This window comes from Mesorhizobium amorphae (assembly GCF_014843845.1).
GTDB classification, from domain to species: Bacteria; Pseudomonadota; Alphaproteobacteria; order Rhizobiales; family Rhizobiaceae; genus Mesorhizobium; species Mesorhizobium amorphae_A.
In genome coordinates this window covers 23,184-48,535 of record NZ_JHQS01000015.1, presented here as the reverse complement: position 1 = coordinate 48,535, position 25,352 = coordinate 23,184, and the positions used below count along the sequence as shown (strand labels likewise).

General features: G+C 62.6%; 26 protein-coding genes. 20 read left to right on the top strand and 6 right to left on the bottom strand.

Going from position 1 to position 25,352, the window contains the following annotated elements; all coding sequences use genetic code 11:
• Window positions 1-6 precede the first annotated feature (6 nt).
• Window positions 7-1,407 (bottom strand): SPOR domain-containing protein, encoded by a 1,401-nt coding sequence (locus DH08_RS07870; RefSeq protein WP_192178780.1) that lies wholly within the window; start codon window positions 1,405-1,407, stop codon window positions 7-9.
• 285 nt (window positions 1,408-1,692) lie between these two features.
• On the opposite strand from DH08_RS07870, the gene DH08_RS07865 reads away from it, so the two are divergent.
• From DH08_RS07865 to DH08_RS07850, 4 genes are all read left to right on the top strand, one after another.
• Complete coding sequence (locus DH08_RS07865) at window positions 1,693-2,022, top strand: phasin family protein (protein WP_006205150.1); 330 nt, start codon at window positions 1,693-1,695, stop codon at window positions 2,020-2,022.
• Window positions 2,023-2,298: 276 nt separating this feature from the next.
• Window positions 2,299-2,625 (top strand): ATP-dependent Clp protease adapter ClpS, encoded by a 327-nt coding sequence (gene clpS / locus DH08_RS07860; RefSeq protein WP_023671012.1) that lies wholly within the window; start codon window positions 2,299-2,301, stop codon window positions 2,623-2,625.
• A gap of 6 nt (window positions 2,626-2,631) precedes the next feature.
• A complete protein-coding gene (gene clpA, locus DH08_RS07855; RefSeq protein WP_192178779.1) occupies window positions 2,632-5,100 on the top strand; it encodes an ATP-dependent Clp protease ATP-binding subunit ClpA in 2,469 nt (822 codons plus the stop codon).
• A 51-nt stretch (window positions 5,101-5,151) separates the two neighbouring features.
• Window positions 5,152-5,787 carry a chloramphenicol phosphotransferase CPT family protein gene (locus tag DH08_RS07850; RefSeq protein ID WP_210328570.1) on the top strand — a complete coding sequence of 212 codons (636 nt, stop codon included), beginning with the start codon at window positions 5,152-5,154 and terminating at the stop codon, window positions 5,785-5,787.
• Window positions 5,788-5,800: 13 nt separating this feature from the next.
• Here the strand turns inward: DH08_RS07850 and DH08_RS07845 are convergent, their stop codons facing one another.
• From DH08_RS07845 to DH08_RS07830, 4 genes are all read right to left on the bottom strand, one after another.
• Window positions 5,801-6,232, bottom strand: a complete 432-nt coding sequence (locus DH08_RS07845; protein ID WP_192178777.1) for an HIT family protein — start codon at window positions 6,230-6,232, stop codon at window positions 5,801-5,803.
• 79 nt (window positions 6,233-6,311) lie between these two features.
• Window positions 6,312-7,526: a GNAT family N-acetyltransferase gene (locus DH08_RS07840; protein WP_192178776.1), complete on the bottom strand. Its 1,215-nt coding sequence runs from the start codon at window positions 7,524-7,526 to the stop codon at window positions 6,312-6,314.
• A gap of 41 nt (window positions 7,527-7,567) precedes the next feature.
• Window positions 7,568-8,296: a glycerophosphodiester phosphodiesterase gene (locus tag DH08_RS07835; protein ID WP_192178775.1), complete on the bottom strand. Its 729-nt coding sequence runs from the start codon at window positions 8,294-8,296 to the stop codon at window positions 7,568-7,570.
• 13 nt (window positions 8,297-8,309) lie between these two features.
• The gene (locus tag DH08_RS07830; protein ID WP_192178774.1) at window positions 8,310-8,774 is read right to left on the bottom strand and encodes a RidA family protein; all 465 of its coding nucleotides are present in this window, start codon (window positions 8,772-8,774) and stop codon (window positions 8,310-8,312) included.
• A 138-nt stretch (window positions 8,775-8,912) separates the two neighbouring features.
• Here DH08_RS07830 and DH08_RS07825 point away from each other — a divergent pair, with 138 nt between their 5' ends.
• The 6 genes from DH08_RS07825 (at window position 8,913) to tsf (ending at window position 14,084) form a co-directional block, all read left to right on the top strand.
• The gene (locus DH08_RS07825) at window positions 8,913-9,740 is read left to right on the top strand and encodes a cell envelope integrity EipB family protein (protein WP_192178773.1); all 828 of its coding nucleotides are present in this window, start codon (window positions 8,913-8,915) and stop codon (window positions 9,738-9,740) included.
• A 101-nt stretch (window positions 9,741-9,841) separates the two neighbouring features.
• Complete coding sequence (locus DH08_RS07820; RefSeq protein WP_192178772.1) at window positions 9,842-11,137, top strand: lysophospholipid acyltransferase family protein; 1,296 nt, start codon at window positions 9,842-9,844, stop codon at window positions 11,135-11,137.
• A 60-nt stretch (window positions 11,138-11,197) separates the two neighbouring features.
• Window positions 11,198-11,476, top strand: coding sequence for a DUF4031 domain-containing protein (locus DH08_RS07815; protein WP_192178771.1), 279 nt, complete (start codon window positions 11,198-11,200; stop codon window positions 11,474-11,476).
• Window positions 11,473-12,084, top strand: a complete 612-nt coding sequence (locus tag DH08_RS07810; RefSeq protein ID WP_192178770.1) for a LysE family translocator — start codon at window positions 11,473-11,475, stop codon at window positions 12,082-12,084. The genes DH08_RS07815 and DH08_RS07810 overlap by 4 nt, the downstream gene beginning before the upstream one ends.
• 176 nt (window positions 12,085-12,260) lie before the next feature.
• On the top strand, window positions 12,261-13,043 hold the full coding sequence (gene rpsB / locus DH08_RS07805; protein WP_192178769.1) for a 30S ribosomal protein S2: 783 nt from the start codon (window positions 12,261-12,263) through the stop codon (window positions 13,041-13,043).
• 117 nt (window positions 13,044-13,160) lie between these two features.
• The gene (gene tsf / locus DH08_RS07800; protein WP_192178768.1) at window positions 13,161-14,084 is read left to right on the top strand and encodes a translation elongation factor Ts; all 924 of its coding nucleotides are present in this window, start codon (window positions 13,161-13,163) and stop codon (window positions 14,082-14,084) included.
• Window positions 14,085-14,105: 21 nt separating this feature from the next.
• Here the strand turns inward: tsf and DH08_RS07795 are convergent, their stop codons facing one another.
• A complete protein-coding gene (locus DH08_RS07795; RefSeq protein ID WP_192178767.1) occupies window positions 14,106-15,032 on the bottom strand; it encodes a LysR family transcriptional regulator in 927 nt (308 codons plus the stop codon).
• 115 nt (window positions 15,033-15,147) lie between these two features.
• On the opposite strand from DH08_RS07795, the gene DH08_RS07790 reads away from it, so the two are divergent.
• The 10 genes from DH08_RS07790 (at window position 15,148) to fabZ (ending at window position 25,350) form a co-directional block, all read left to right on the top strand.
• The gene (locus DH08_RS07790) at window positions 15,148-15,675 is read left to right on the top strand and encodes a nuclear transport factor 2 family protein (RefSeq protein ID WP_192178766.1); all 528 of its coding nucleotides are present in this window, start codon (window positions 15,148-15,150) and stop codon (window positions 15,673-15,675) included.
• A gap of 39 nt (window positions 15,676-15,714) precedes the next feature.
• Complete coding sequence (locus DH08_RS07785; protein WP_192178765.1) at window positions 15,715-16,824, top strand: aldo/keto reductase; 1,110 nt, start codon at window positions 15,715-15,717, stop codon at window positions 16,822-16,824.
• A gap of 159 nt (window positions 16,825-16,983) precedes the next feature.
• Window positions 16,984-17,706 carry a UMP kinase gene (gene pyrH / locus DH08_RS07780; protein WP_192178764.1) on the top strand — a complete coding sequence of 241 codons (723 nt, stop codon included), beginning with the start codon at window positions 16,984-16,986 and terminating at the stop codon, window positions 17,704-17,706.
• Between the two features lie 94 nt (window positions 17,707-17,800).
• Window positions 17,801-18,355, top strand: a complete 555-nt coding sequence (gene frr / locus DH08_RS07775; RefSeq protein ID WP_006205169.1) for a ribosome recycling factor — start codon at window positions 17,801-17,803, stop codon at window positions 18,353-18,355.
• 32 nt (window positions 18,356-18,387) lie between these two features.
• Entirely contained in the window at window positions 18,388-19,107 is a 720-nt protein-coding gene (locus DH08_RS07770; protein WP_006205171.1) for an isoprenyl transferase, read from the top strand.
• An 11-nt stretch (window positions 19,108-19,118) separates the two neighbouring features.
• Window positions 19,119-19,934, top strand: a complete 816-nt coding sequence (locus DH08_RS07765; protein WP_192178763.1) for a phosphatidate cytidylyltransferase — start codon at window positions 19,119-19,121, stop codon at window positions 19,932-19,934.
• Window positions 19,935-20,038: 104 nt separating this feature from the next.
• Window positions 20,039-21,181, top strand: a complete 1,143-nt coding sequence (rseP, locus tag DH08_RS07760; protein WP_192178762.1) for an RIP metalloprotease RseP — start codon at window positions 20,039-20,041, stop codon at window positions 21,179-21,181.
• Between the two features lie 218 nt (window positions 21,182-21,399).
• Window positions 21,400-23,763 carry an outer membrane protein assembly factor BamA gene (gene bamA, locus DH08_RS07755; protein ID WP_192178761.1) on the top strand — a complete coding sequence of 788 codons (2,364 nt, stop codon included), beginning with the start codon at window positions 21,400-21,402 and terminating at the stop codon, window positions 23,761-23,763.
• Window positions 23,764-23,840: 77 nt separating this feature from the next.
• A complete protein-coding gene (gene lpxD / locus DH08_RS07750) occupies window positions 23,841-24,896 on the top strand; it encodes a UDP-3-O-(3-hydroxymyristoyl)glucosamine N-acyltransferase (RefSeq protein ID WP_006205176.1) in 1,056 nt (351 codons plus the stop codon).
• On the top strand, window positions 24,889-25,350 hold the full coding sequence (gene fabZ, locus DH08_RS07745) for a 3-hydroxyacyl-ACP dehydratase FabZ (protein WP_192178760.1): 462 nt from the start codon (window positions 24,889-24,891) through the stop codon (window positions 25,348-25,350). The genes lpxD and fabZ overlap by 8 nt, the downstream gene beginning before the upstream one ends.
• Window positions 25,351-25,352: the final 2 nt, after the last annotated feature.

The following is a 25,352-nucleotide window of genomic DNA, read 5'->3' as shown; positions in this document are numbered from 1 at the left end:
GCCGTCCTACTGTTGGACGGCGTAGCACGCGATTTTCTTCTTCTTCAAAGCACTGCAGGCGTTCCAGGCGGCGTCCTTTGAACCGAAGCCGCCGAACCGGGCGCGATAGTAGGTCACGCCGTCCTTGTCGAAGGCGACGGTGAAGCCAGCCGCATCGGCCAGGACCTTGGGCGCCTGCTTGCTCGTCTTGTCGAGGAAGGCCTGGGCTTCGGACTGCTTTGGCGAGGAGGCGACCTGGATTGCCCAGCCCGACGGCACCGAAGCGGTGTTGACCGGGTCGACCGCGGGCGCGGGCGCCGGCTCGGCATAGGCGGCCACGACTTGCGGCGCCGGAACCTCGGTCGCGGCGGCGACGGCCACCGTCTTGACCTTCTTGATCTGGACGACGGGAGCGGTCTCTTCGACGACCGGCGCGCTGTCGTCCGCCGAGGCAACCGTGGTATCCTCTTCGACCGCCGGCTTTTCGTCCGGGGTCGGCGCATCGTGCTTCGGCAGGAACACCTTGGCCAGCGCGCGGATCGGACTGTCGCCGCCGGCCTTGGCGATCAGGGCGCCACCGCCGCGGGTCGACGCCCTCGGCATATAGGCGTTGATCAGCCCGGCCATCTGGTTGTCGCGGCTGCGGCCCGAGGTTCCTCCCATGACGACGGCGACGAGGCGGCGGTTGCCATCGGAAACCGACGAGACGAGGTTGAAGCCGGAGGCGCGGGTGTAACCGGTCTTGATGCCGTCGACGCCCTTGATGCGGCCGAGCAGGCGGTTGTGACCGTTGATGCGCTGGCGGCCATAGAGGAAGGAGCGCTGCGAGAAATAGCCGTAATATTGGGGGAAGTGCTCCCTGAGCGCTATGCCAAGCATCGCCATGTCGTGCGCGGTGGTGAACTGGCCGGGATCGGGCAGACCGTTGGCGTTGCGGAACACGGTGCCGTTCATGCCGAGCGCGCGTGCCTTGGCGGTCATCATGCGGGCAAAATCGGGCTCGCTGCCGCCGAGCAGTTCGCCGAGCGCGGTCGCCGAATCATTGGCCGACTTGGTCACCATCGACAGGATGGCCGTCTCCACCGAAACCGCGCGGCCAGCTTTCACACCGAGCTTGGTCGGCGGCTCGGCCGCGGCACGGGCCGAAAACGGCACAGGCGTGTTCTTGCTGATCCGACCTTTGGCCAGCGCCTCGAAGGTCAGATAGAGCGTCATCATCTTGGTCAGCGAGGCGGGGTAGCGCCGACCGTTCGCGTCGGACGAATAGAGCACCTTGCCGGTCTTGGCATCGACGACGATGGCCGCGGACTTGGCCGCCATCGACGAGGCCACGTCGCCGAGGACGACCGCCATCGCCAAAGCGACGATCATGACCGCCCTGAAGGAGATTGAGGATTTGGAGACTAAGCCCGACCACGCCTGACGCACTGATACTTCCCTTGAATTTCATTGCCTTGGAGGCGGCAAAGGGACCTGCCTCGCTTCCGGCCAAACTATCGCGGTCGGCGTTACCAATCCGTTTATGGTAACCGCCGCGTTCACCATTTTCTTTGCGTTTGAGCCTCCCTTTATTCGAATTTTATCCATTGCCGGCGCAGCGGCGCCCACAAAACCGGCAAAAACTTGACTTTTGTGCAGCGCACAATATATTCATCGTGCATTGCACAAGGGCGCCCGGGGCTAAAGGGCGTTTCAACCAAAGGGAAACGTGAAATGACCCAGACCTATGAGGACTTCAGCAAATACGGCAAAGAGTTTGCCGACACCGGATTGAAGAGCTTCGCTTCCCTCTCGAAGGGTGCGCAGGCGATCGCCACCGAGGCTGGCGAGTACACCAAGAAGAGCTTCGAAGCGGGCAGCGCCGCGTTCGAGAAGCTGTTTTCGGCCAAGTCGCTGGACAAGGCGATCGAGATCCAGTCCGACTACGCCAAGCAGAGCTACGAGAGCTTCGTCGCCGAAGCCACCAAGATCGGTGACCTCTATGCCGAGCTCGCCAAGGAAGCCTACAAGCCGTTCGAATCGATCGTCGCCAAGGCGAAGTAATTTCGCCCGACGGCACTGAAAAACGGCCTGCGGGCCTGCAGGACAGACCCGGTCGCGGATGCGTGGCCGGGTTTTTTCATGCCCGGTTCAATTCCGGGGCTTTATGTCCTCACGATTCTCAAAATCGCTCAAGTTTGCCCACCTAGCCATATTGTCAGCTAACCAGAAGGGCTTAAAATCGTCCATCGAACACCTACATGTCGAACTCGCATGGGGATTCGAAAGAGGCAGGACTACGTGACGATCGGTTTGACTGCCACGGCAGGCGTGGTGCGGATGCAAAGTGACGGCGACGGCAACGAGGCCGGTCGCGGCACTGCCGTTATCACGCGCACCAAGACCAAGACCAAGAAGCCCAGCCTATACCGGGTCCTCATCCTCAACGACGACTACACGCCCATGGAGTTCGTGGTTCACGTCCTGGAGCGTTTTTTCCAGAAGGACCGCGAAGCCGCCACACGCATCATGCTTCATGTTCACAATCATGGAGTGGGCGAGTGCGGGGTCTATACATTCGAGGTGGCCGAGACCAAAGTGTCCCAGGTCATGGATTTTGCACGACAGAATCAGCATCCGCTGCAATGCGTGATGGAGAAGAAGTGAGGTAACATGCCGGCTTTCTCCCAAGGCCTGGAAAAGGCGCTTCACCAGGCGCTGACGCTCGCCAATGAGCGGCACCATGAATATGCAACGCTCGAACACCTGCTGCTCGCGCTGATCGACGACACCGAGGCGGCCGCCGTCATGCGCGCCTGCAACGTCGATCTCGACGAGCTGAAGCACACCGTTCTCACCTACATCGACACGGAGCTCGACAATCTCGTCACCGGCTACGACGAAGACTCCAAGCCAACCGCCGGTTTCCAGCGCGTCATCCAGCGCGCCGTCATCCACGTGCAGTCGTCCGGTCGCGAGGAAGTATCCGGCGCCAACGTGCTCGTCGCCATCTTCGCCGAGCGCGAGAGCCACGCCGCCTATTTCCTGCAGGAACAGCAGATGACCCGCTACGACGCGGTCAACTACATCTCGCACGGCATCGCCAAGCGCCCGGGCGCCTCGGAGAGCCGCACCCCGCGCGGCGCCGATGACGAGCAGGGCGGCCCGAATGGCGCCGAGCCGCAAGAGGAGAACGGCAAGAAGAAGCAGCAGCAGGACGCGCTGACCGCCTATTGCGTCAACCTCAACAACAAGGCCAAGGCCGGCAAGATCGACCCGCTGATCGGCCGCGAGAGCGAGATCAACCGCACCATCCAGGTGCTGTGCCGCCGCTCCAAGAACAACCCGCTCTACGTTGGCGATCCCGGCGTCGGCAAGACGGCGATCGCCGAAGGTCTGGCCAAGCGCATCGTCGAAGGCGATGTGCCGGAAGTGCTGCACAACGCAACTATCTTTGCGCTGGACATGGGCACGCTGCTCGCCGGCACCCGCTATCGCGGCGATTTCGAGGAGCGGCTGAAGCAGGTCGTCAAGGAGCTCGAGGATTATCCTGGCGCCGTGCTGTTCATCGACGAGATCCACACCGTGATCGGGGCAGGGGCGACGTCGGGCGGCGCCATGGATGCGTCGAACCTTCTGAAGCCCGCGCTGTCGACCGGCGCCATCCGCTGCATCGGCTCGACCACCTACAAGGAGTTCCGCCAGTTCTTCGAGAAGGATCGCGCGCTGGTGCGGCGCTTCCAGAAGATCGACGTCAACGAGCCGACCATCGAGGACGCCATCGAGATCATGAAGGGCCTGAAGCCCTATTTCGAGGAGTTCCACAAGGTCCGCTACACGAGCGAGGCGATCAAGGCCTCGGTCGAGCTGTCGGCGCGCTACATCAACGACCGCAAGCTGCCGGACAAGGCGATCGACGTGATCGACGAAACCGGCGCCTCGCAGATGCTGGTGCCGGAGGCCAAGCGCAAGAAGACCATCGGCATCAAGGAGATCGAAGCGACGATCGCCACCATGGCGCGCATCCCGCCGAAGACGGTTTCGGCTGACGACGAGAAGGTGCTGCAGGGCCTCGACATCGAGCTGAAGCGCGTCGTCTACGGCCAGGATACCGCGATCACCGCGCTGACCTCGGCGATCAAGCTGGCACGTGCCGGCCTGCGCGAACCGGAAAAGCCGATCGGGTCCTACCTGTTCTCCGGCCCGACCGGCGTCGGCAAGACCGAAGTGGCAAAGCAGCTCGCCGCCTCGCTCGGTGTCGAGCTGATCCGCTTCGACATGTCGGAATATATGGAACGCCACACCGTCTCGCGGCTGATCGGCGCGCCTCCCGGCTATGTCGGCTTCGACCAGGGCGGCCTGTTGACCGACGGCGTCGACCAGCATCCGCACTGCGTGCTGCTGCTCGACGAGGTCGAGAAGGCGCATCCGGACCTGTTCAACATCCTGTTGCAGGTCATGGACCACGGCAAGCTGACCGACCACAACGGCAAGCAGATCGACTTCCGCAATGTCATCCTGATCATGACCACCAATGCGGGCGCATCCGATGCGCAGCGCGCGGCGATCGGCTTCGGTTCGACCAAGCGCGAAGGCGACGATGTCGAGGCGATCAACCGGCTGTTCACGCCGGAGTTCCGCAACCGCCTGGATGCGATCATCCCGTTCGGCTCGCTGCCGGTGCCGGTCATCCATCAGGTGGTGCAGAAGTTCGTCATGCAGCTGGAGGCCCAGCTGTCCGAGCGTGGCGTCACCTTCGACCTGTCGCCCGAGGCGATCTCGTGGCTGGCCGACAAGGGCTATGACGAGCGCATGGGCGCGCGTCCGCTCGGCCGCGTCATCCAGGAGCACATCAAGAAGCCGCTGGCCGACGAGGTGCTGTTCGGCAAGCTGAAGAAGGGCGGCACAGTGCGCGTCACCGTCGAGAAGAAGGAAACCGGCGAGACCGGCCTGAAACTCGAATCGCTGGCCGACGAAGCGCCAGTGAAACCGAAGAAGGAAGAGCCGGACGAGGCGCCGAAGGTACGCAAGGCCGTGGCGAAGAAGCCGGCCGCGAAAAAAGTGGTGGCGCAGAAGCCGGAGCCGAAGGGCAAGGACGGCGGCAAGCGCAGCCTGGTGCCGCAATTGCCACGCAAGGGCTGACAAGCCTCCGAGTCAAATAGTCAAAAAGCCCCGGAAACGGGGCTTTTTTCGTTGGTAGGAGGATGCCGCGTGGAACTCGGGCAAATCATCGTTCTTAACGGCGCGCCGCGATCGGGAAAGTCGAGCATTGTCCAGGTGATCCAGGAGACGTTCGACGGCGCCTGGATGAATCTGGGCGTCGACGTTTACGCACGGATCACCCCGCCAAGCTATCGTCCCGGCATCGGCCTTCGCCCCGGCGGAGAGCGTCCCGATCTCGAAATGTGCCTACCCCAATTCTACGCCGCGCTCTATGAATCGATTGCCGCCCACAGTCGGTCAGGGCTTAATGTCGTCGCCGATGTCGGTCACCACGACGCCTATTCGAAGCCGCTCAACATACTTGCCGATTGCGCCCGGCGGCTCGCCGGCCTGCCGGCACTTTTCGTCGGAGTTCGCTGCCCGATCGAGGTGATCCTTGAAAGGCGCGCGCAGACTTCCGCGGAGGGCTATGTGACGGGATCGCGTGATGATCCGGCACCGCTGCCGGTCCGCCTCTGGCAGGAGGCGGTCCACAAGCCAGGCCTCTACGATCTGGAGGTCGATACGTCGCAGCTCAGCCCGGCACGGTGTGCACAGGCAATCCAGCAACAACTGGGCACGCAGCCGACCGCCTTTCAGAGACTGGCGCAATCGCCGGCTGGCTGAACTTGCGGCCGGCTTAGCTTCCCAGCGCGGCCCGTATCTTTTCGGCGTTCTCCACCAGCACCTCCGGCTTCTCCATCTGTCCGGAGTGCGGCTTCAACGGAATACCGTCGAAGCGCGGAATGACGTGCACATGCAGGTGATAGACGCTCTGTCCCGATGCCGGTTCGTTGAACTGCAGGATGGTGACCCCATCGGCGGCGAAGGCTTTTTTGACGGCCAGCGCAACCTTCTGCACAACTGCAAAAAGCGGACCGAATGTCGCCGGATCGGCGTCGAGCAGATTGCGCGACGGCGCTTTCGGCACCACCAGCGTATGACCGGTCCCTTGCGGCATCACATCCATGAAGGCGACGACCGCGTCATCTTCATAGACGCGATGCGACGGGATTTCGCCGCGCAGGATTTTCGCGAAGATGTTGCCGGGATCGTAGCTGGCTTCCGCCATGGCGTGCCCTCCAGATAATTGTCCAGCCCGTTTAGCGAAGCAGCCATCGCGCGGCAAGGCGACCCCGACCAAGCTTCAGCTATTCCGCCAGATCCTTGCGGAATGGCGTGTGGTCCTCGAGATATTCGCTCATGCGCTCGACTTCGCGGCGTTCGCGCCTGAGATAGTCGGCCACCGCGTTGCGCAGGCCGGGATGCGCGATGTAGTGCGCCGAATGCATGGTCACCGGACGGTAGCCGCGCGCCAGCTTGTGCTCGCCTTGCGCGCCGGCTTCGACCACCTTCAGCTTGCGCTCGATGGCGAAGTCGATCGCCTGGTGGTAGCAGACCTCGAAATGCAGGAACGGGTGGTCCTCGATGCAGCCCCAGTTGCGCCCGTAGAGCGCATCGGAGCCGATGAAGTTGATGGCGCCGGCCATGTAGCGCCCGTTGCGTTTGGCCATGACCAGCAGGATGTCGTCGGCCATCCGCTCGCCGATCAGCGAGAAGAATTCGCGGTTGAGGTACGGCCGGCCCCATTTCCTGCTGCCGGTATCCGTGTAGAAGGCGAAAAAATCGTCCCAGGCCTTTTCGGTCAGATCCTTGCCGGTCAGCCAGTCGATCGAGATGCCGTCGGCCAGCGCCTCGCGCCGCTCCTTCTTCATCGCCTTGCGCTTACGCGAGGCGAGCGTGGCGAGAAAGTCGTCGTAGCTCGAAAAGCCTTCGTTGAAGAAATGGAACTGCTGGTCGGTGCGATGCAGGAAGCCTGCTGCCTCGAGCGTTGCGACATCGCTCTCGCCGGCAAAGGTGACATGGGCGGAGGACACGCCGAGCTTGTCGGTCACCATCTTGAGACCAGCGGCAAGGCCGGCCTTCACCGTGCCGGCGTCCTCGCCCTTGTTGACCAGAAGGCGAGGGCCGGTAACCGGCGTGAACGGCACAGCACTTTGCAACTTTGGGTAATAGCGCCCGCCGGCGCGCTCGAAAGCATCCGACCAGCCATGGTCGAAGACATATTCGCCCTGGCTGTGCGATTTCAGATAGCAGGGCACGGCCCCGAGCAGCCTGCCTTGCGCGGTCTCCAGCCTGAGGTGATGGCCCTGCCAGCCGGTGCGCCGCACGGCGCAGCCGGAATCCTCGAGCGCGCTCAGAAAAGCGTATGAAACGAGAGGGTTGTAGCCATTTTCTGCATCGCCGCTCGTGGTGCCGGCGAAGCCGTTCCACTCATCGCAGGTGAAGGCGCCGATGCCGGCGGCGACACGGATCGAAAACTCCGCATTCGCCGTTTGCCCATCGCCGTCGTCACCCTGATCCATGAGGCTTATTTAAGCTCCCTATGGGGCCGTGCAAGCCTGGATCACGCCACCTTTACGAGATCGGGGTCGAAACCCTCGAACGTCATCTGGTCGGCGTATCTGAAGGTCAGGTCCACCGCCGGCTGGTCATGCACGGTCCAGGTGATGACAGGCATTTTCAGCCGGTCGCGCACGAAACTGACGAACGGGTTCGGCAAGTCGCCCGCGGCATAGGAGGCGAAGGCGATTTCATGCGCCAGCATTGAGAAATGCGCTTCGATCAGCTGATTGTCCTTGCCATAGGCTGTCAGTCCGCCGGGGATGCCGGCCGCGTGTTTCGGAAAGTCGCGGACCAGCCAGTGGTCGAACGACATGATCGCGGCCTTGCCCCTGTAGCGCCTGAGCATCTTGCCGACGCTCTCCACCAGGCCCTGGTCGTGACCGGGAACGCCCTTCAGTTCGACGACCAGCGGCACGCGGCCGTCGACCAGGTCGAGCGCCTGCTGCAGCGTCGGCACGTGGTCCGACGTGCCACCGACCTTGAGCAACGTCAGTTCGGCCGCCGTTCGCTGCCAGACGAAACCGTCCTGGCCGGTCAGTCGCTTGAGGTCGCCGTCATGGATGATGACGGGGATCCGGTCCGACGACAGGTGGACGTCGCATTCGATCGCATAGCCGCGCTCGGCGGCGGCTTCGAAGGCCGACAGCGTGTTTTCCCAACGCGTCTTGTTCATGTCGTGGAAGCCGCGGTGCGCGACAGGGCGGGCCGTCAGCCAGGCAAGATCGGTCATGGTTGCGCCTGCTCTATTCGACTTCGAAGATCGCTTCGATTTCCACTGCGGCATTAAGCGGCAGTGAGGCGCTGCCGACGGCGGAGCGGGCATGCTTGCCGCGCTCGCCAAGTGCAGCGACCAGAAAATCGGAAGCGCCGTTGGCGACCAGATGCTGTTCGACGAAATCCGGCGCCGATGCGACGAAGACGGTGATCTTCACCACGCGGCGGATTTTCTCGAGATCGCCGAGCGCCGCCTTGGCCTGCGCCAAAATGTTGATCGCACAGTATTTTGCGCCTTCCTTGCCGACCGCCGTGTCGACGTCGCGGCCAAGCAGGCCGCTCGCCTGCAGCTTGCCGTCCTTGAGCGGCAATTGCCCGGCGGTGAAAAGCAAGTTGCCGGTTCGGCAATAGGGCACGTAGTTGGCGGCGGGTGCGGCGGCGACGGGAATCGTCACGCCGAGATCGCTTAGCCGCTTTTCGATTGTTTCACTCATCGTATTTCCCTATTGCTGGAAGGCGCCGCGTTAGCCGGGCCGAAATTGCTATTTTTGCCTCGCTTCCGCCATGACTTTTTTTAAGCTGGACCATCTTTCCCTGCGGCCTGCCATCAGCCGCGACGATCGGAGCACCATATGCGCGCAACGCGCCTTGCCTTCCACGCCGTCCTGCTGCCAACGCTCTTCTCGATGGCTCCAGCCTTTGCCGTGCCGGCCCTGCAGGCGCATCGCGCCGTCTACGATCTCACCTTGAGCAAGGCCTCCGATCGCTCGGGAATCACCGGCATATCGGGCCGCATGGTCTATGAGTTCAACGGCTCGCCCTGCGAGGGCTATACGGTCAAGTTCCGCTTCGTCACCCAGATCGTCACCAACGACAACACAAGGCTGACCGACCAGCAGACGACCACCTTTGAGGATGCCGAGGGCAAGACCTTCTCCTTCGTCACGAAATCCTTCGTCGATCAGAATCTCGACAAGGAGGTCAAGGGCACTGCGACGAAGGAGGCCAAGGGCCTCAAGGTCGATATCGACAAACCGGAAAAGAACAGCCTGGAGCTCGCCGCTACGCAGTTTCCGACCCAGCATCTGGTCGAGCTGATCGGCAAGGCGGAAAAGGGCGAAAATTTTTACGAAACCAATCTCTTCGACGGCTCGGAAGACGCCAACAAGGTGATGACCACCACCGTCATCGTCGGCAAGAAGGCTGACGGCGACAAGGCCGATCCGGAAGCGCCGGCGCTGGCCAAGCTTGCCGGCGACAAATACTGGCCGGTCGACATCGCCTATTTCGACGACACCGACAAAACCGGCGAAGAGGTGCCGGAATACCGGATCAGCTTCAAGCTGCACGAGAACGGCATCACCCGCGACCTCACCATGGACTATGGCGAGTTCTCGATGACCGGCAAGCTGGTCAACCTGTCCCTGTTCGACCAGTCGAAGCCCTGTCCGGCGAAGTAGCGCCCACCCCGCTTTGAGTTAACCACGACCCCGCGCTCGACTTGAACGCGCCGCAATCAGGCCCCAGCTTTCCCTTCAAGCATATTCGGGGGGAGTGCAGCTTGAGCAGGATCGACGTGTTTGTTCCGCCGCGGCCCAATCCGGCGCTGATCAGGGTCATGACGGTCTTCAACCGCATCGTCATGCTGCGCGGCGTGCCGGGGTTTCGCGATCTCTTGCCGTTCAACCGGCTGGCCGGGCTGCGCGGCGTCGCCAATGTCCGCCATATCCACTTTCCCGACGCCGACCGCGAGCGGCTGAAGGCCTGCTGCGGCGCCGGCAAGGCGACGTTCATCACCCCCAACCATCCTGAGTTCTTCACCGACTGGATGATCGACAAGGAGGTCGTCTCGCAGGTCAGCCCGCTCGCTGCGTCCTGGGCCACGCATGGGGTCGTCAACGGGCTCGGCCGGCTGATGCAGAAGTTCTGGCTGGCTAACAATCTGATCGCCCAGATTCCCGGCAACAGCCAGGCCGCCAAGGAACACTCGGTCAGCTGGGCACTGCAAGGGCACGGCGTGCTCCTGCACCCGGAAGGTAGCGTCGGCTGGCACGGCAATGTCGTTGCGCCGCTGCTTCCGGGCGCCGTCGAGATGGGGTTCGAGGCGCTGAAGCGTGGCCGAGGCACGGCTGCCGATTTCAAGGTCTGGGTCGCGCCGGTAGTCTGGAAACTCGCTTTCACCGGCAATGTCGAGCCGGCGCTGGCAAAGGAATGCACCTATGTCGAGCGCAGGCTGGGGATCGACCGCTCCGCCGAAACGCTGCCGGAGCGTGTCCACCATATCTATTCGACGCTGTTATCGCGCGACGTGGCCGACTGGGGCATGGTGTCCGATCGGCGGCTCCCATACGACGTGCTGCAAAAGGCATTGTTGATCGAACTGCGCCACCGGCTCGGCGAGATCATTTCGGCCGACACCGCCATCAGCGACATCATCGAACTGCTGCGCCTGTCACGCCGTTGGCTGCGTGAAAACGCCGGCGACGCCGAGAGATCGATAAAGGTCCGCGCGCTTACCGAGACGATCCAGCGCCTGCAGCGGCTCGGGCCTTGGGCGTCAGTCAGTCCGACGGTCACGCAGGAAGAGATCGCCGAGCATCTGAAGCGGATCCGCAACGACTATTGCAAGGGCAGGCTGCGCGATACTCTCAACCGCTTCATTCCGCAGCCGGCCGGACCGCGCCGCGCCCACATCCGCGTGCCGGAACCGCTGGGCTTGCATACCTTTGAAGGCTCGGTCGACGAGGCGCTCGACGAATTGCGGTCGCGTATGCAGGAAGCCATCAGTGGCATCGTGGCTGGTCTCGACGCAAGCGGCGGTTTCATTTCCTATCCGAATCCCTTCTATCATCGCTGAGGTTGGACGCCGGGCTAATCGCATGGCTGCCAGAGAGAAATCGGGAGTGCGGCAAGCCTCATGGCGGTCTATGTCGACGCGGCAATCTGGAGATGGGCCGGCCACCGCTGGTGCCATCTGATGGCCGACGACACCGACGAACTGCATCGCTTTGCGGCCGCGCTCGGCGTCAAGCGTTCATCCTATCAAGGACCACCCAGGACATCGGCGCCGCATTATGACATAACCGGCTTCGAGCGCGACCGCGCGGTGCGGCTCGGCGCCATCGAATGCAGCCGCGAGGAGATCGTCGCGATCTTCCGGCGGGTGCGAGTGCCGAACGGGAAGAGACGGCCATGACATTGACGGCATTTCTGGCTTACTGCGCCGCGATCACGCTTGCGGCGGCAACGCCCGGTCCGGCGATGTTTGCGGTCATCACCAACGGCGTCTCGCGCGGCTTCGTTCGCGCCTTCATGGCCGGCGTCGGCATTGCCGCCGGCGACGCGGTGCTGGTGATCCTGGCGCTGCTCGGCCTTGTGGCGCTGGCGCAGACCTTCGAATGGGTGTTTCTCGCCCTGAAATATGCAGGTGCCGCCTATCTGGTGTTCCTTGGCATCAGGATGTGGCGGTCGGCAGCCGCGCAATCCGATGGGCCGACTGCGGCGCAGCCAAGGCTGTCCCGATCGTTTTTCCTCGGTGCGTCCATTGCCCTGGGCAATCCGAAGGCGATCCTTTTCCACGCTTCCATCATGCCGCTGATCCTTGACCTCGACACGATGACCTTCGCCGACGGAGTGCTGGTGATTGCCGTCGTGATCAGCGTCAACATCGTCACCATGGGTGTCTATGCCGCTCTGGCCGGAAGGGCTTCCGGCTGGTTCAGGACGCCGGGCCGCATGCGCCTGATGAACAGGTTTGCCGGCAGCGCCATGATCGGCACCGGTGCACTGATCGCCGCACGCTGAGCCATAAGTCGGCGCAGCGCTTGCGTTTGTCGCGCTTCCCCTCTATATGCGCGCTCATTCCACACACGGACTTTGGTGTCTGCCGGGAGAAATCCGGCTGAAACCTCCGGTGGCGTTCAAGGACATAAGTCCAAAAATGCCTGTGTCCGTGGAGGCTAACCGGAAAGGAACTAAGAATGGCTCTGCCTGATTTCAGCATGCGCCAGCTTTTGGAAGCTGGCATTCACTTCGGCCACCAGACCCACCGCTGGAACCCGAAGATGGCGCCTTTCATCTACGGCGCCCGTAACAACATCCACATCATCGACCTGTCGCAGACGGTGCCTTTGCTGCACCAGGCGCTGAAGCAGGTGTCCGACACCGTCGCCAAGGGCGGCCGCGTGCTGTTCGTCGGCACCAAGCGCCAGGCGTCCGACATCGTTGCCGATGCCGCGCAGCGTTCGGCGCAGTATTATGTCAATTCGCGTTGGCTCGGCGGCATGCTGACCAACTGGAAGACGATCTCGAATTCCATCCAGCGCCTGCGCAAGCTCGACGAGCTGCTGGCCGGCGAGGCCCAGGGCCTCACCAAGAAGGAGCGACTCAACCTCGACCGCGAGCGCGAGAAGCTCGACAAGGCGCTGGGCGGTATCAAGGACATGGGCTCGACCCCGGACCTGATGTTCGTCATCGACACCAACAAGGAAGCGATCGCCATCCTCGAGGCCAAGCGCCTCGGCATTCCGGTCGTCGCCATCATCGATTCCAACTGCGACCCGGACAAGATCGACTTCCCGATCCCCGGCAATGACGACGCGGCCCGCGCCATCCAGCTCTATTGCGATCTGATCGCCAAGGCTGCGATCGACGGCATCGCTCGCCAGCAGGGCGCGCTCGGTGTCGACATCGGCGCCTCGGTCGAGGCTCCGGTCGAGCCGGCGCTCGATCCGACCCCGGCTGCCGAAACTCCGGAAGCATAACAGCGAAGGCCGGTTCCGGCCTTCATCTTTCCAATATGTTGGCGCGCTAAGCGCTGGTGTCGGGCGCATCATCGAAAATCGATGGTGCGTCGGCGCATTTGAAACAAAGAGGCGACAATGAGCATTTCGGCTGCACAGGTCAAAGAACTCCGCGACTTGACCGGCGCGGGCATGATGGACTGCAAGGCGGCGTTGAACGAGACCAACGGCAACATGGAAGAGGCCGTCGACTGGCTGCGAAAGAAGGGCATCTCCAAGGCCGACAAGAAGGCCGGCCGCACCGCTGCCGAGGGCCTGATCGGCGTTGATTCCGGCGTCCGCGAGGCCGCGGTCGTCGAGGTCAATTCCGAGACCGACTTCGTCGCCCGCAATGCCGCTTTCCAGGAGATCGTCGCCAACGTCGCCAAGGTCGCGCTCGCCTATGGCGGCAAGACCGATGTGGTCGCCGCGGCCAAATATCCGGGCTCGGACAAGTCGGTCACCGACACCATCAAGGACGCGGTCGGCACCATCGGCGAGAACATGGGCTTCCGCCGCTCGGCCAAGCTTACCGTCGAGCACGGCGTTGTCGCCACCTATGTCCACAACGCGGTTGCCGACGGCCTCGGCAAGCTCGGCGTGCTGGTCGCCATCGAGACCACCGGCAACGAGCAGGCGGCCAACGCCTTTGCCCGCCAGGTCGCCATGCATGTCGCGGCCACAAACCCGATGGCGCTGACCGCCGAGCAGATCGATCCGGCGGCGGTCGAGCGTGAGAAGGCGATCTTCTCCGACCAGGCGCGCCAGTCCGGCAAGCCGGAAGCGATCATCGAGAAGATGGTCGAAGGCCGTCTGCGCAAGTTCTACGAAGAGGTCGTTCTCTTGAAGCAGGCCTTCGTGATCAACCCCGACATCACCGTCGAGAAGGCGCTGATGGATGCCGAGAAGGAGATCGGCGCGCCGGCCAAGATCACGGCCTATCTGCGCTTCGCGCTCGGCGAAGGCATCGAGAAGGAAGAGACCGATTTCGCGGCGGAAGTCGCCGCGGCGGTCAAGAAATAGCTCTGAAAAGAGCTCCCCTGCTCAGGCAGCACGGCCGGGCGTCCGCGAGGATGTCCGGCCGATTTCTTGTGCGGTGTCGATGAAGGCCCTGAGTTTCGGCGCCATCGACGCCCGGCGCGGAAAGTAGAGGAACAGGCCGGGTTCCTCGATCGCCGATTGCGGCAGGATCTGCACGAGGCGGCCGGCGGCGATGTGGTCTTGCACCAGCGGCTCGAAGACATAGGCGATCCCCACTCCGGCCAGCGCGAGATCGATCGCCGCGAGCGAATCCGTAACGATTGCCGTGCCGCGCGTTTCCACGGACACGTCCTTGCCGTCCTCCGCCAGATCCCAGCGATAGAGTGCACCGCTGCGAACGAGCCGGTAGCCGATGCAATTGTGGTTCGCCAGATCGGCCACATCGCGCGGACGACCATGCCGCCCGATATAGGCGGGAGTGGCAACCATGACGGCGCTGAACGGCCGCGTAAGCCGGACCGCGACCATGTCCTGCGCGATCATCTCGCCAAGCCTGATGCCAGCGTCGAAACCTTCTCCGACGATATCGACAAGCCCCTGGTCGGCGACCACTTCGACCGTCACGTCCGGATAGCGTTCCGCCATCATTGTCACCACAGGCGTCACCGCCAGCGGGATGGCGATGTTGGAGGCGTTGATCCTGAGCTGGCCTGCCGGGCGCCCCTTGATGCCGCGGATACGATCCATCCGCTCGGCGATATCCTGGAGGGCAGGGGCCGCCGTCTCGACCAGCGCCTTGCCGGCCTCCGTCAGCGAAACGCTGCGCGTGGTGCGCGCAAACAGCGGTTGGCCGATCCGCTCCTCGACGAGACGCACCGCATGGCTGACCGCCGAGGGGCTCATGCCGAGTTCGGCCGCGGCGAGCGCGAAGCCGCCGCGCCGGGCAACGGCGACGACGACAGGCAGATGGCTGAGCAGGTCCCGGTCCATTCATGAATGATATCGCATAGTCCTTGCGAACAAAGCAATCTTCTCGACGCCAGCGTACCGGCCCACATTGCCCTCAACACATCGGCGGCGGGCTGAAGCACAAGGGAGAAGAGACATGAACGCGTTGAGAAACGTCACCTTCGCAGCAGGCATTGCGCTGGCGCCGGTCGATGCCGGCGGCGCCGAATCATCCGAGTGGCGAGCGCTCGCCGACGAGCGCGCCGTCATTCGCATCGCCGACGCAATCGACCGCGCCGTCGACGCGCAGGACTGGAAACTCGCCCGCAGCTATTTCGCGGAGCAGGTGACAGTCGACTTCAGCAGCCTGAGTGGACAGCCTCCGGCCACCATCGCCTCGGGCGACCTGATAGGGACATGGGCGGCGAATCTGAAAGGCAGCAAGACAAGCCTGCACCTGCGCACCAACCACCAGGTTGCCATCGATGGCAACGGCGCCACGGTGTCGTCAAACGGCTACGCCTGGAACCGGATGGAAGGCAATGGCGACCCGCTCTGGGAAGTCTGGGGCACCTACGAACACCACCTGAGCCGTTCGGATGACGGCTGGAAAGTGGATGGCTTCACATTCCGCATGACGCATGAGCGCGGCAACCCGTGGGTCAAAGCCACCCCCGGCCGCTGACCGGCGACACCAATTCTTGATCTGGATCGGAACGATACCATGACAATGACCTACTACAATCTTGGCAATAGCGGCCTTCGGGTAAGCCGGCTGGCACTGGGCACCATGACCTTCGGCACCGAATGGGGGTGGGGGGCGGACAGGGAAACTGCTCTTGCCATGTTCGACGCCTATGTCGAGGCAGGCGGCAATTTTTTCGATACGGCCGATCTCTATACAGGCGGCATCAGCGAGACCTGGCTCGGCGAGTTCGTGGCAGAGCGCGGACTGCGCGACAAGGCAGTGATCGCCACCAAGTTCACCATGAACACGGAGCCCGGCAATCCGAACGCCGGCGGCAACGGGCGCAAGAACATCATGCGCGCGGTGGAAGCGTCGCTCAGGCGACTGAGCACGGACTATATCGACCTCTATCTCCTGCATGTCTGGGACAGGCTGACGTCGGCCGAAGAGGTCATGCGCACGCTGGACGACCTCGTGCGCGCCGGTAAGGTGCGCTATATCGGCCTGTCTGACGTGCCTGCCTGGTATGCGGGCCGGGCGCAAGCGATCGCCGAGTTGCGCGGCTATGAGCCGGTTTCGGCCCTGCAGCTCGAATATTCGCTCGCCGAGCGCACGATCGAGCACGAATTCGTACCCTTCGGCACGCGTCACGGCGCCGGCATCATGGTCTGGAGCCCGCTGGCCAGCGGCCTGCTAAGCGGCAAGTACCGACCGACCCAGGCCGGCAATGCCGGCCGGCTCGATGGTTTCCGCAACACCACCCATCCGGGGTTCCGGAAGTTCAGCGACCGCAACTGGACAATCGTGGCCGAACTGGAAAAAGTGGCTGCCGAACTCGACCGCAGCATGCCCCAGGTCGCGCTCAACTGGGTGGCGACGCAGCCCGGCATCGCCTCCGTCATTCTCGGAGCGACAAAGCTTGCCCAGTTGCAGGACAATCTTGCGGCGCTGGATTTTTCCATTCCTCCGGAGCTTCGGCAACGGCTCGATTCGACCAGCAGCGTTCCGGCGCCGTTCCCGCATTCCTTCTTCGGTTCCGAGATCCAGGTCAGAGTGACCGGCGGCGTCGTGACCGGCGACAAGCCTGCCGGCTATGCGCCACAGGTGCTTGTCGAAGGTGAGGCCGTCAGCGTCACCAGCACCTGACCGGCCGCGACCAAGACAGCCGGGAAATTGCCAAAGGGCGCCGCGTGACATCGCGGCGCCCTTCGTGTATCGGAACTCGGCATCGCGCCGGTGTTAGGAGCGCGGCGCCTGCGCGGCCTGCCACCCCAGGCGCATCACACGCAAAATGACGAGGACCAGATGACGGCGAAGCCCCTCTACCGACGTGTCTTGTTGAAAGCGTCGGGCGAAGCGCTGATGGGCGAACAGCATTTTGGCATCGACGTCTCGGTTGTCGACCGCATCGCCGCCGACATCGCGGAAGCCCGTGCTCTGGGCATCGAAGTGGGTGTGGTCATCGGCGGCGGCAACATCTTTCGCGGCGTCGCGGTTGCATCGAAAGGCGGCGACCGCGTCACCGGCGACCACATGGGCATGCTCGCCACCGTCATCAACTCGCTGGCGCTACGCACCTCGCTGATCAAGATTGGCGTCGACGCGGTGGTGCTGTCGGCCATCGCCATGCCCGAACTCTGCGAGAGCTTCTCGCAACGCCAGGCTACCGCCTACATGAACCAGGGCAAGGTCGTGATCTTTGCCGGCGGCACCGGCAACCCGTTCTTCACCACCGATTCGGCCGCTGCCCTTCGTGCCGCCGAAATCGGCGCCGATGCGCTGTTCAAGGGCACCCAGGTCGACGGCGTCTACTCGGCCGATCCCAAGAAAGACCCGAATGCGACGCGCTTCGAGCGCATCAGCCATGCCGAAGTCATCAACAAAGGCCTTTCCATCATGGATACGGCCGCGATTGCACTTGCGCGGGAAAACAACATTCCGATAATCGTCTATTCGATCCACGAGAAGGGTGGTTTTGGCGATATTCTGAGGGGCGGCGGCCGTTGTACAGTCGTTGCGGACGATTGATCCGGAGCTGTTTCGACAACCTGGGCACCGGTTTTTTTCGAAACAAGGCTCGAACACAAGCAGTGAACCCGGTTAACGGGTCGAGGAGATAAAGATGAGTGGTGAGTTCGACGACCTCAAGCGGCGCATGGATGGGGCGATTGCAGCATTCCGGCATGATCTCGCTTCGTTGCGCACCGGCCGCGCCTCCAGCAACCTGCTAGACGCCATCCAGGTCCAGGCCTATGGCACCGCCATGCCGATCAACCAGGTGGCGAACGTGTCGGTGCCGGAGCCGCGCATGATTTCGGTTTCTGTCTGGGACAAGGCAATGGTCGGCGCGGTCGATCGCGCCATCCGCGAATCCAATCTCGGCTTCAATCCGATCGTCGACGGCACCAATCTGAGGATACCGCTGCCTGAGCTCAACGAGCAGCGCCGCAAGGAGTTGGTCAAGATCTCGCACGGCTATGCCGAGAACGCCCGTGTCGCCGTGCGCCATGTCCGCCGAGACGGCATGGATTTCTTGAAGAAGGCCGAAAAGGACGGCGACATCAGCGAGGACGATCATCGCAAGCGCTCCGATCAGGTCCAGAAGCTGACCGACGAGATGATCAGCACCATCGACCACCTGCTTTCCGATAAGGAAGCTGAAATCATGCAGGTTTAGGGTCGGTCCTCCACCGGCTCGAAAGCGAGACAATGGCAACGCCCGCGCATGTCGCGATCATCATGGACGGAAACGGACGCTGGGCCAAGGCGCGCGGCATGCCGCGGCTTGCCGGCCATCGCGCCGGTGTCGAGGCGCTGCGCAAGACGGTGCGCGCCGCTCCCGGTCTCGGCATTTCGTTTCTGACCGTCTACGCCTTCTCGTCGGAAAACTGGTCGCGGCCGAAATCCGAAGTCAGCGACCTGATGGGCCTTTTGAAGCTGTTCATCCGCCGCGACCTTGCCGAACTGCACCAGAACGGTGTGCGGGTGCGAATCGTCGGCGACAGGGCAGGGCTGCAGCCGGATATCAGGGGTTTGCTCCAGGAAGCCGAATCGCTGACCGCGGGCAATGAAGCGCTGACCCTGGTCATCGCCTTCAACTACGGCGGACGCGACGAGATCGTGCGCGCGGCGCGCAAGCTCGCCGCCGCCGCCGCGCGCGGCGAAATCGACAGCGAAGCGATCACCGCCGACATGTTTGCCGGTTCTCTCGATACCGAAGGCATCCCCGATCCGGAACTGGTCATCCGCACCAGCGGCGAACTCAGGCTGTCGAACTTCCTTCTGTGGCAGGCCGCCTATAGCGAACTGGTCTTCCTGCCTTGCTACTGGCCAGACTTCAGCCGCGAGCACCTGGCCGACGCGCTGCGCGATTTCGCCAGCCGCGAACGCCGTTTTGGCGGCCTTGCCGCCCAAGACGTGGCTTCGTGACCGGTGCTCATATGAGCAACCTCCAGCTGCGGGTCATCTCGGCCTTGGTGCTGGCAGTCATCACCCTTGGCCTGACCTGGTTCGGCGGATTGCCCTTCCGTTTGCTCTGTGCGGCGATCGCGGCGGCCATCTTCTATGAATGGACACGCATGTCGCGGCCATCCTCCGGCTCGGGCCTCGGCTTTCTGCCTGAAGCGCTGCTTCTGGTTTTCGTCGGTGCCCTGATTGCCGGCCTGCCGGCGTCCTGGCTGCTTGCCCTTGTCGCCGCACTGGTTGTGGCCGCGGCGCTCAGCGCGCAAATGCGCGGAGCAGCGCAATGGGATGCGGCCGGCATTGCCTACGCGGCGCTTTCCGGCCTGTCGCTGGCACTGCTGCGCGATGGCGACCGTTCAGGCCTGGTCGCGATCCTGTTCCTGTTCGCGGTGGTCTGGGCAACCGACATCTTTGCCTACTTCGTTGGCCGCGCCGTCGGTGGGCCGAAACTGGCGCCGTCGATTTCGCCGGGCAAGACGCAGAGCGGAGCGCTGGGCGGCGCCATCGGCGGCGTGGTCGCCGGCCTGCTTCTGGCGACCGTCGCAGGTGCCGGCAATCTCGGTATCTTGGGCGTTGTTGCGCTAGCACTTTCGGTCATCTCCCAGGCCGGCGATCTTTTCGAATCCTGGGTCAAGCGCCGCCACGGTGCCAAGGATTCCGGTACATTGATCCCTGGCCATGGCGGTGTCATGGACAGGGTCGATGGGCTTGTCGCGGCGGCTTTCGCCCTGTACGTCATCGGCTGGATTTCGGCGAACGCCGACCATCCGGCGCAGGGGCTGTTTCCAACTTGAATGACACGACTGCATGGCGAAGAACGGGCTACGCCACGGATTCGCCTGGATTGATGTCACAGTCACGGCGCGACCTGCGCCGCGGGCGAATTTGAGGGCATGACTTGAACGAGATATTTCACGCGGTCTTCAGCACGGAAGGCTTTGTCCTCGGCACGCTGGTGCCTTTCCTGTTCGTGCTGACCGTGGTCGTCTTCGTCCATGAAATGGGCCATTACCTGATCGGTCGCTGGTGCGGAATCGGCGTGAAAGCCTTTTCGATCGGCTTCGGACCCGAACTCTTCGGCTTCAACGACAGCCATGGCACGCGCTGGAAACTCAGCGCCATACCGCTGGGCGGCTATGTCAAATTCGTCGGCGACATGAATGCCACTTCGAGCCAGCCCAGCGCCGAGGACATGGAAACGCTGAGCGATGCCGAACGCGAGGTCGCTTTCCATACCCAGCCGATCTGGAAACGCGCGGCGACGGTGGTGGCCGGGCCGCTGTTCAATTTCCTGCTGACGATTGCCGTCTTTGCGGTGCTGTTTTCGGTCTATGGCCGGTCCGTGCTCGAGCCGACAGTGGCCGAAGTCAGGGCCGACAGTCCGGCGGCCAGGGCCGGCATCCAGCCCGGTGACCGATTCGTCAGCGTCGATGGCAGCAAGATCGAGACCTTCGCCGACGTCCAGCGCCTGGTATCCGGACGTGCCGGCGACGCCATCACCTTCACCATGCTGCGCGACGGTAAGGAGGTGACCGTCACCGCCACGCCGGAGCTGATGGAGCAGGAGGACGCGCTGGGCAACAAGGTCAAGGTGGCCGTGATCGGCGTCGCCAACAACACCGAACTCGGCCAGCCGCGGCTGATCACATACAGCCCTGTCGGCGCAGTGGGAGCGGCCGTCGAAGAGACCGGCCACGTCATTCAGCGCACTGGCCAGTTCCTGCAACGCTTCGTTGCCGGCCGCGAGGACAAATGCCAGCTGGGTGGCCCGATCAAGATCGCCAAAATGTCCGGCCAGGCGGCAAAACTTGGCTTCGAGTGGCTGGTGCAGCTTGTGGCATTCCTGTCAGTCGGGATAGGAATTCTGAACCTTCTGCCGATTCCCCCCCTCGACGGCGGCCATCTCTTGTTCTACGGCGTGGAGGCCGTCATCCGGCGGCCGGTCTCGGAATGGATGATGGAGATGGCCTATCGGGTCGGACTGATTCTGGTTCTGGGCTTTATGGGTTTCGTGTTCTGGAATGATCTGTTTGGGTGCTGAAATCATGAAGGAATTTGACTTCGGCACCGCCAATGTTGAGACGCCGTTTACCATGCACGGGGATATGCGTGACGCGAAAGCCACGCATCAGGGTTAAGTAAATACAAATTAACCAGAAGCCTTGCGTGTAGGGAAAATCCGGTTATTACGGTATGGGAAATTTACCGCACGTCCGGTTTTCTCGCCGTGGGGACTTCGAGAAAAGGTACAAAAGCCCGATGAAGGCAGCATCCAAGTTTCTGAGCGCCGCGTCCGCGGTGGCCTTGTCCGCCGCTCTGGTTGTGCCAGGCGCGCTCGCAGTGCAGTTCGTTGCCACATCAGCTGCCGAGGCAGCCGTTGTCTCGAGAATCGAGGTTTCGGGCAATCAGCGTGTCGACGCCGACACCATCCGCAATTACATCCAGATCAAGCCAGGCAAGGCCTTTTCCAGCTCCGACATCGACGATGCGGTCAAGGCGCTGTTCGGCACCGGACTGTTCTCGGACGTCCAGATCAATCAGGTCGGCTCCTCCCTGATCGTCAAGGTTTCCGAATATCAGGTCGTGAACCAGGTCCTGTTTCAGGGCAACAAGAAGCTCAAGGACAACGCCCTTGCGGTCGCGGTCCAGCTGAAGCCGCGCGGAACGTTCTCGCAGGCCACGCTTGATTCCGACGTCGAGGCTGTGAAGGCTGCCTATCGCCGGATCGGCCGCGATGATGCCGCCGTGACCACGCAGATCATGAATCTCGGCGACAACCGCGTGAACGTGGTCTTCAACATCAATGAAGGCGGCCGCACCCAGATCGCCTCGATCAATTTCGTCGGCAACAGCGCCTATTCGAGCCGCCGGCTTTCGGACGTCATCGCCACGAAGCGCTCGTCCTGGCTCTCGTTCGTGCTGCGTGACGACGTCTATGACGAGGACAAGCTGCGCGCCGATCAGGAGCTGCTGCGCCGCTTCTACTACAATCACGGCTATGCCGACTTCCAGGTCGTCTCCGCGGTCGGCGAGCTCGACGACACCACCAACAAGTACACGGTCACCATCACCGTGCAGGAAGGCGACCGCTACACATTCGGCGACGTCAGCGTCGAGAGCACGATCCCCGAGGTCGACAGCAAGTCGCTGGAATCAGTGGTCCAGACCCACAAGGGCGACGTCTACAACGCCAAGGACGTGGAAGACACGATCATCGCGCTGACCGAGAAGGTCGCCGGTTCCGGCTATGCCTTCGCCCAGGTGACGCCGCGTGGCGACCGCAATTTCGAGAACCACACCATTTCGGTCGTCTACACGATCGACCAGGGCACCAAAGCCTATATCGAGCGCATCGAGATCCGCGGCAACGATCGCACCCGCGACTACGTCATTCGTCGCGAATTCGACGTCAGCGAAGGCGACGCCTTCAACCAGGTTCTGATCCAGCGCGCGAAGAAGCGCCTGGAAGCGCTGGATTATTTTGAGAAAGTCGAAATCTCGACGGTTCCCGGCTCGCAGCCTGACCAGGTTGTGCTGGTGGTCGACGTGGTCGAGAAGTCGACCGGCGAGTTCTCGGTCGGCGCCGGCTACTCGTCCGGCGGCGAGACGGCAGGTCCGTCCGTCGAAGGCTCGATCACCGAGCGCAACTTCCTCGGCCGCGGCCAGTTCATCAAGCTTTCGGCAGGTGGCGGAAGGAATTCGCGCGACTACAGCCTCTCCTTCACCGAGCCTTATTTTCTAGGACGGCGCATCGCTGCTGGGTTCGACATCTACCAGCAGACGCGCAACTACGACAATTACGACAGCGACACCACGGGCGCGACCGTCCGTTTCGGTCTGCCGATCACCGACGACATCTCGACCCAGCTGGCTTACAACATCTCTCGGGAAAAATATGAGCTGGACGATGGTTGCGATACCAATGGCGATGGCGTGCCCGACGGTACTTGTACCGTTTCAACGGCAATCCTTGATGGCATCCAGGAAAGTCCGTGGATTAAGTCTTCGGTGAGCCTGGGGTTGGTCTACAACACCATCGACGACATGAAGAACCCGCATGAGGGAATATACGTCAATGGCGTTACAGAGGTCGCTGGCCTAGGCGGCGACGCCAAGTGGGTCAAGGTGACCGGGCGTGCTAGCGTGTACCAAACCTTGTCCGAGCAGCTTGACCTCGTCGGTCTTGTTTCGGGTGGCGCCGGCTATATCGCAGGCTATGGTGACAATGGCTTGCGCATCTTCGATCAATTCCAAAGCTCTGATCGTATGATCCGCGGCTTTGAATATGGCGGCATTGGTCCGGCGGATGCCGCAACGGGAGACCACCTCGGTGGCACTACCTATTTCAATGCTTCGGCCGAAGCACAGTTCCCGCTTCCGGTTATCCCGGAAAGCTTCGGCCTTCGCGGCGCTGTCTTCGCTGACGCCGCAACTCTATATGGCAGCAAGATCGATTCCGTCGCTCAGGTTTCGACCGAGATGCAGTTGCGCGCCTCGGTCGGTATCGGCCTGATGTGGGCCTCCCCCTTTGGTCCGATCCGCATCGACTACGCGATGCCGGTCAAGAAGGAAGCGAGCGACGACGTTCAGGAATTCAACTTCGGCATAGCCACCCGTTTCTGATCCGCGGGTGACGTTGCTTCCGGGCCGGTTGCGGTCCGGAAGAGAGTGATCCGACCTAGCTGGATATTGCTTCTGGAATGACCGATCCGGTGTTCTTCGCGCCCTCACGCCGGTATACGGCTGGCGAAGTCGCGAATCTGACCGGCGCGCAGCTTGTCGATTCCGGCCAGTCCCTTATTTCGATCGAGGCATTGGCGCCGGCCAATGAAGGCGGTCAGGACGCGCTTGTCTTCGTCGACGGCAAGCGCAATTTCGCCCTGATGCAATCTTTGAAGGCCGCGGCTGTTCTTTGTCCGGCCGAATTCGCAGGCAAGGCTCCTGCGGGCATCGCCGTTCTGATTCACCCGCGCCCGCAGCAGGCTTTTGCGCTGGTCGGGCGTCTCCTGTTTCCGCAGGCTGCGACCCCGGGACCGATGACCGGCGAAACCGGTATTTCGCCACATGCCCACATCGATCCATCGGCGCATGTCGAGACCGGCGCCATCATCGAGGCCGGCGCGGTCATTGGCCCCCGCGTATCCGTCGGCGGGGGTACCGTCATCGCCCCGCATGCGGTCATCGGCCACTCCTGCCAGATCGGTCGCGACGGCTATATCGGCCCGGGCACCAGCGTTCAGTATGCGCTGATCGGCAACCGCGTCATCATTCATGGCGGCGCCAGGATCGGTCAGGATGGCTTCGGTTTCGTGGGCGGCGCCAAGGGTCCGGAGCGCGTGCCGCAGATCGGGCGCGTCATCATCCAGGACGATGTCGAGATCGGCTCGAACACCACGGTCGATCGCGGCGCCATGTCCGACACCATCATCGGCCAGGGCACCAAGATCGACAATCTGGTTCAGATCGCCCATAACGTCCGCATCGGCCGCAATTGCATTATTGCCGGTCTTTCGGGTATTTCCGGTTCCGTCGTGGTGGGCGACAACGTCACCATGGGCGGCGGCGTTGGGCTTGCCGATCATTTGACCATAGGGACAGGGGCCAAGCTTGCGGCGAGAAGTGGATTCATGAGCAACGTCCCGGCAGGCGAGATCTGGGGAGGCTACCCGGCGCAGCCAATGGCGGAGGCCATGCGCGAGATCGCCATGCTGCGCAAGCTCGCCAGGACACGCAAACAGGGCGACGGGAATGGCTGACACGGTGGCGACGCTCGAGGCGGTCGACATATTGGGGCTGATGAAGCTCCTGCCGCACCGCTACCCATTTCTGATGATCGACCGCATCGTCGACATCGATGGCGACGAGTCCGCCGTCGGCATCAAGAACGTGACCATAAACGAGCCGCATTTCCAGGGTCATTTCCCGGACCAGCCGGTGATGCCGGGGGTACTGATCGTCGAGGCCATGGCGCAGACCGCCGGCGCCATCTGCATCCGCAGCCTCGCCACCGAGAAACCGTCGCTGGTCTATTTCCTGACCATCGACAACGCCAAATTCCGCAAGCCGGTTGTCCCGGGCGACCAGTTGAGGATCCACGTCAAGAAAATCAAGAAACGCGGCAACCTGCTCAAATTCGCCTGTGAAGCTCTGGTGGACGGCGCAAAGGCCGCTGAAGCCGAGATCTCGGCGATGATGGTCACCAGCGTCTGACA